The sequence below is a fragment of the Streptomyces sp. H39-S7 genome, assembly GCF_027158205.1.
GTDB lineage: Bacteria > Actinomycetota > Actinomycetes > Streptomycetales > Streptomycetaceae > Actinacidiphila.
Map to the genome: position 1 here is coordinate 34,588 of NZ_JAPVLU010000063.1, position 5,278 is coordinate 39,865.

At 67.6% G+C, this 5,278-nt stretch carries 5 protein-coding genes and 1 pseudogene; 3 read left to right on the plus strand and 3 right to left on the minus strand.

Annotation, left to right across the window (positions count from 1 at the left end; translation table 11 throughout):
- Nucleotides 1-253: pseudogene (locus O3X23_RS38250) on the minus strand (IS110 family transposase); the annotation flags it as partial.
- A 125-nt stretch (nucleotides 254-378) separates the two neighbouring features.
- Between O3X23_RS38250 and O3X23_RS38255 the strand changes: the two are divergent.
- Nucleotides 379-1,047, plus strand: a complete 669-nt coding sequence (locus O3X23_RS38255; protein ID WP_269278097.1) for a Type 1 glutamine amidotransferase-like domain-containing protein — start codon at nucleotides 379-381, stop codon at nucleotides 1,045-1,047.
- 172 nt (nucleotides 1,048-1,219) lie between these two features.
- Here the strand turns inward: O3X23_RS38255 and O3X23_RS38260 are convergent, their stop codons facing one another.
- Nucleotides 1,220-1,498, minus strand: a complete 279-nt coding sequence (locus O3X23_RS38260; RefSeq protein WP_269278101.1) for a hypothetical protein — start codon at nucleotides 1,496-1,498, stop codon at nucleotides 1,220-1,222.
- On the opposite strand from O3X23_RS38260, the gene O3X23_RS38265 reads away from it, so the two are divergent.
- Complete coding sequence (locus tag O3X23_RS38265) at nucleotides 1,479-2,468, plus strand: FAD-binding oxidoreductase (RefSeq protein ID WP_269278103.1); 990 nt, start codon at nucleotides 1,479-1,481, stop codon at nucleotides 2,466-2,468. The two genes, O3X23_RS38260 and O3X23_RS38265, sit on opposite strands and share 20 nt — an antisense overlap.
- A 298-nt stretch (nucleotides 2,469-2,766) precedes the next feature.
- Nucleotides 2,767-2,994: a hypothetical protein gene (locus O3X23_RS38270; RefSeq protein ID WP_269278106.1), complete on the plus strand. Its 228-nt coding sequence runs from the start codon at nucleotides 2,767-2,769 to the stop codon at nucleotides 2,992-2,994.
- 861 nt (nucleotides 2,995-3,855) lie between these two features.
- Here the strand turns inward: O3X23_RS38270 and O3X23_RS38275 are convergent.
- Nucleotides 3,856-4,374, minus strand: coding sequence for an RICIN domain-containing protein (locus O3X23_RS38275; RefSeq protein WP_269278109.1), 519 nt, complete (start codon nucleotides 4,372-4,374; stop codon nucleotides 3,856-3,858).
- Nucleotides 4,375-5,278: the final 904 nt, after the last annotated feature.

Genomic DNA, 5,278 nt, shown 5'->3' on the forward strand with positions numbered 1-5,278 from the left:
GGTCGAGGACAGCCGTCAGGGAGGTAGTGAGGATCGGGACGATCAATGTGGCTGCCTCGGTGCCCGGAACGGTGACGGTCTGTTCGTCCAGGGCGGCGAAGATGTCCTCGGCCGGCCGCTCGGCCATCCTCGGCGCCTTCGGCCGGGGCAGCGTGACGAGGCGGCGTCGTCCGGCCTTGCGGCTCTGGGACGGAGAGCCGAACCGCTCCAGCATGGCCAGGACGGCCGGGTGTTGCAACCGCGGCCCCAGCCAGTTCTTCGGGCATGTGTGAGTCGGTGCGCCGTGATTGACTTGTCCGGCGAAGAACCCTGGGGCGTTCCAAGGCTTCCGCGGATTGCCGTGGCCGGTCCAGGCTCTCTATGGACAAGGAAGGCGTGATGAAGCTTCTTCTCACTTCCGGCGGCGTCAGCAACCAGAGCATCCGTGACGCCCTCGTCGACCTGCTGGGCAAGCCCATTGCCCAGTCCACCGCCCTGTGCATCCCCACCGGGATGTACGGCATGCTGCCCGGTACCGCGGTCGCGACGTGGCAGCAGATTGCCGGGCAGACGTCCACGCCCCTGGTGGAGCTGGGATGGAAGTCCGTGGGAATGCTGGAGCTGACTGCGCTGCCCAGCATCGACGAGGAGAGTTGGGTCCCCTTGGTCCGGGAGACCGATGCCCTGCTCGTGTGCGGCGGCGATGTTCTGTATCTGCACCACTGGATGCGTGAGTCCGGCCTGGCAGATCTGTTGTCGTCGCTGAGCGGGACGGTCTATGTGGGACTGAGCGCCGGCAGCATGGTGATGGCCCCGCACGTCGGCGAGGAGTTCGTGGGCTGGAAGCCGGCCGCCGGTGGCGACAGTGCGCTGGGCATGGTCGGCTTCTCGATCTTCCCGCACTTGGACAACGCCATGTGCCCGCAGAACACCATGTCCCACGCGGAGAAATGGGCCGCGCGCGTGCCGGTGCCGGGGTACGCGGTCGACGACGACACGGCCATCAAGGTGGTGGACGGTGCCATCGAGATCGTCTCCGAGGGGCACTGGAAGCTCTTCGAGCGTTAGGGAATGTTTCTCGGATCCTGTTCGGAGCTCACACCGTCGGCGCGGGAAAGTGTCCGCAGCAAGAACCGGACCGAGATCACGTTCGTCCTGCCCGCCGGCCATCCGGCCGGTGAAGCCCTGACGCCCGGAACCGTCGTGCGCCGCCCTCCCCGCGCGGAAGCCCACCCGCCGGTCACAGACCGACCGGCGGCTGTTCGATGCCGAACCGGCTCTGCTCGATGGTCTTCGCGCGGGGAACCTCCGGGTTCATCCCCTTGTGCCATTCGCTCTCGCCGAGTTGGGTGCGCAGGTGCTCGACGGTGTTCTCGACGTGGTGCCGCACCGCCCGGAGGTCGATGCCCCGGAGGCGGTGGCGGTACTTGGCGACGTGGCCGTCGACCAGGACGGTGTGGACGTCGGAGCGCTGCGCCTGGAGCACGACGTGCGCCGGTGTGGGTGTCGTCGGATACACGCTCGGCGGCGGTCTCAGCCCGGTCCTGGGCCGCACTTACGGCTGGGCCGCCGACCACGTCCGCGCCATTGACGTGGTCACGGCCGACGGTGCGCTGCGTCACGTGACCGAGCAGTCGGACCCCGCTCTGTTCTGGGGTCTGCGCGGAGGCGGCAGCAACCTGGGCATCGTGACGTCGCTGGAGCTCGACCTGTTCCCGGTCACCACCTTCTACGGCGGCGGGATCTTCCACCCGGCGGAGCACGCCGAGTCCGTGCTGCACGCCTACCGGCAGGTCGTGGAGAACGCTCCGGACGAGCTGACGATATCCGTCGCCCTGCTGAACTTCCCGCCGATCCCGGAAGTCCCGGAGCCGCTGCGCGGCCGTTTCACCGTTCACGTCCGGGTGGCCTACCTCGGCTCGGACACCGAGGCGGAGGAGCTCATCGCACCACTGCGCGCGGTCGGCGCTCCGCTGGCGGACACGGTCGGCCGGCGCGGCTACGACACGTTCGCCGAGGTGCACCAGGACCCGACGGACCCGGCACCCTACGAGGACTGCAGCGCGCTGCTGACGGATCTGACACCCGAGGTGATCGCGGCCGTGCTGGAGCGGGTCGGACCGACCTCCGGCAGTGTGGTCACCGTGCTGGAGATCCGGCACCTGGCCGGTGCCCTGAGCCGGGAAGCACGCCTGCCCAGCGCCGCCGGCGCACGGGACGCCGCCTTCATGGTGTGGGGAACAACGGTGGGGCCGCCGGAGGTGGTCGACGCCGGCACCGCGGGAATGAACACGCTGCTCAAGGACCTCACGCCCTGGACCACAGGGCTCCCACACCAGAATTTCCCGTCCCGGGAGGCCGTCGCTGCCGACGTGTTCGCCCCGGACGCCCTGGCCCGCCTGCAGCGCATCAAGCAGCAGTACGACCCGCAGAACCTCTTCCGCGCCCACAACCACAACATCGCGCCGGCGCCGGGCCACACCGCCTGACACGCCCCGAGCCAGCGCTGCCCGGGGCGACCTGACCGCCACCGCGGCCGTCATGTTCGCCCCGACCCTGGTCGAGGCCCTCAGCATGGTCGCGCGGCCCATCAACACATACGCCGCGCGAAGCACCAGCGGCAGCCGGAAGCCGAGCCGCTCCTCCGCGGTCATGCCGGCAGTAACCGTGCGGTTTCGACCAGCCGGTCCGAGCTCTCCTGTCAGCGCGCCGTGATCAATACACCTGCCCTGCGACCGGATAGGTTAGCCGGGTCGGAGGATGAGGAGCGGACCGTGGGGGCGGGCGATGAGTGACAACTACCTGACGGTGACTCCGACCGATCCGTTCTGGCAGCCCAGTAAGGATGCGGCGGATCGTGCTGCGATTGTGTTGTCCGGGATGCTTCCTGACGACGACGCCCGACGTGGCCTGGAAGCCAAGTGGCACGACAGCGTCGAGATGGTCCACTGCTTCGCCAACCTGAAAAGGATCTCCTGCCCGCGGTGCGGTACGGAGTTCGCACCTGGCTGGTGAGGTGCTGCCGTCTCGGAGTGCTACAACGGGGGCCTTTCGACGCTCATGGTGACTGTTCCCTGTTGCGACGTCGAGGCATCGCTCAATGAGCTGGTGTACGACTGGCCGATGGGGTTCACACGGTTCAGGATCGAAGTTCTGTATCCGAACCGGGCTTGGCTGACCGATGGGGAGCTGGCCTCACTTGCGGGTGCGCTCGAACATCCCCTGCGACAGATTCTCATCCATATCTAGTGCTGTGACCAGGTAGGTTCGGCGGCGTGGTCAGGCTGCGGCTTCGAGAAACCGTCTTTGAACCACTGCACAGGTGCTCGGCCGTTGGGGGCCTCTGGAATGGCGGGACGCGCGGGGACCGGAGAAACTCCCTGGCGCCGGCCAGCGTCCCACGCACATACACGGCGTGTCTCCGAACCGACCGGTTCGTAGACAAGGCGCTGTGTGCGAATGAACGACAGACCCACCGGACCGTCGAAACATTGTGCAAGGTGCCGGGGGGAGGTCAGTCGTCGGGGGGCCCGCCGGGTAGTGGGGCGCGACGAGGAAGATCGGCACCATGAGCAGCCAGAGCGAGGCCACGACGAGGAGGAGGCCGGTCCAGAACACTCGCGGGCCGGGCCGAAGCCCCGTCATTTCCACCGGCCTGGTGAAGTCGGCGATCAGGCCGGTGTTCAAGTATGGCGCTCTCGCGCCGCGAGCGATGCGATCGCGGCATGGCGCCGAGCAGTGGTGCGGCGAGGGGCGGTGCCTGCTGTCAGTGGGGTGGGCACGATCCCGTCCGGATCGTCCTGGTCGGCGAAGACAGGGCGGGTGCGGCCGTCTCCGGCCCCGCCCCGCCCGGTCACCATCGCGCCGCGCCGGGGCTCACCCGTTCAGGCACCACACCTGGTTGCTGCCGCCCCAGAAGTCATAGGCGGCCGCCTGGGTGCCGTCCCTTCCCGGCTTGTCAATTGCGTGATTCGTCGTCGGGTTGATGTAGTTGTAGCAGGAACCGCCCCACTGCGGGTCCTTCGAATTCCACACCTGGTTCCACCCGCCGTTGCAGTTCCAGAGGATCAAAGACGCCCCGTTGGCCGTACTGGCACCCGAGATGTCCAAGCACAGACCGCTCGCTGCATTGCGGAGGGTTTTCCTGCCGGAACTGTCCTGCTGCTCGTACCACTGCTGGTTCGCCCCGCCGTTGCAGCGCCAGGTGATGACCGGCGTTCCGGGGGCCGTCCCACCGCCCGCTGCGTCCAAGCAGGATCCATCGGCGTAACTCTTCATCCAGAAACTGGAATTGGCCGAGGCAGGTCCGGCACTCGCCAGCAGGCCGGTGCCGACCAGGATGCCGGCTGCGGCTCCAAGTGCCAGGGCCTTGCGCTTGAAGGTGGTCGCCTTCATAAGATTGCTCCCCATGGTAGGTGTGACCCGAAGGGACCCCCGGCCCCTTCGGCACACGAAACGGTCAGACGTCATGGTCGCGCGTCGAACCACGTGGCTGACGCCCTCTGCGCGCATCATCAAGAACCGATGCACGCTAGGTAAACCTTCGCGACCGTAGGGCCTGCTGACGGAAGACCCGGGGACTTTCTCCGTAGGCGGCACGGAAGGCGCGGCCGAGGACAGCGGCACTGCTGAATCCCCAGTGAGCGGCGAAGCTCGCGGGCGACTGGTCTGCGCGTCGGCGGGTCGCGAAGTTGATACCTAATTGATCAGGCCGACAGGGGCGGACAGCGCGGACCATGTCAGGCGCCGTTCGCAGGGCTGGAGTTCACCGAAGCGCTGGTATGTGGTCCTGGGCTGCTTACGGCTCGACGTGTGGTGGCTTTCTCGAACTGGGTGCGGGCTTGCTTGATGGCGCGTTCCCATTTCCAGGTGGGGTTGCCGTGTTGGGCGGCGAGGGCGTGGCCTCTTCTTCCCCGTACTCTCCATGGTGGACATCATCCCGGGGACGAACCCCTGATCTCGAATGCCCGCCAAACGGATCAAACCCACCATTGGTGTGGTGGTCAGGCTGCTGCGGCGGCTTCGTAGGTGGCGGGGCTGTGGTAGCCGAGGCTGCTGTGAAGCACCATCGAGATCAGCAGCTCGCACGCCGCGATGCTCAGCCACCCTCGCGCCGTCACCGACTTCATCCTCGACGCCGTCGGCCGACCACCGCCGGAGGCTGCCCGCTGGGGCGAACCCCGGGCGGGCAGCTCCCGGCACCTACGAGCGGAACATCCCCCTGACGATCGGCGCCGGCGCCCTCGCCGCGAACCAGCAGGCGGTCACCGCGCAGGGTTCGGCTTCCTTGCCCGTGAAC

Coding starts and splice junctions, on each gene's coding strand:
- O3X23_RS38255 (WP_269278097.1), top strand. CDS start 379: ATGAAGCTTCTTCTCACTTCCGGCGGCGTCAGCAACCAGAGCATCCGT.
- O3X23_RS38270 (WP_269278106.1), top strand. CDS start 2,767: ATGAGTGACAACTACCTGACGGTGACTCCGACCGATCCGTTCTGGCAG.
- O3X23_RS38275 (WP_269278109.1), bottom strand. CDS start 4,374: ATGAAGGCGACCACCTTCAAGCGCAAGGCCCTGGCACTTGGAGCCGCA.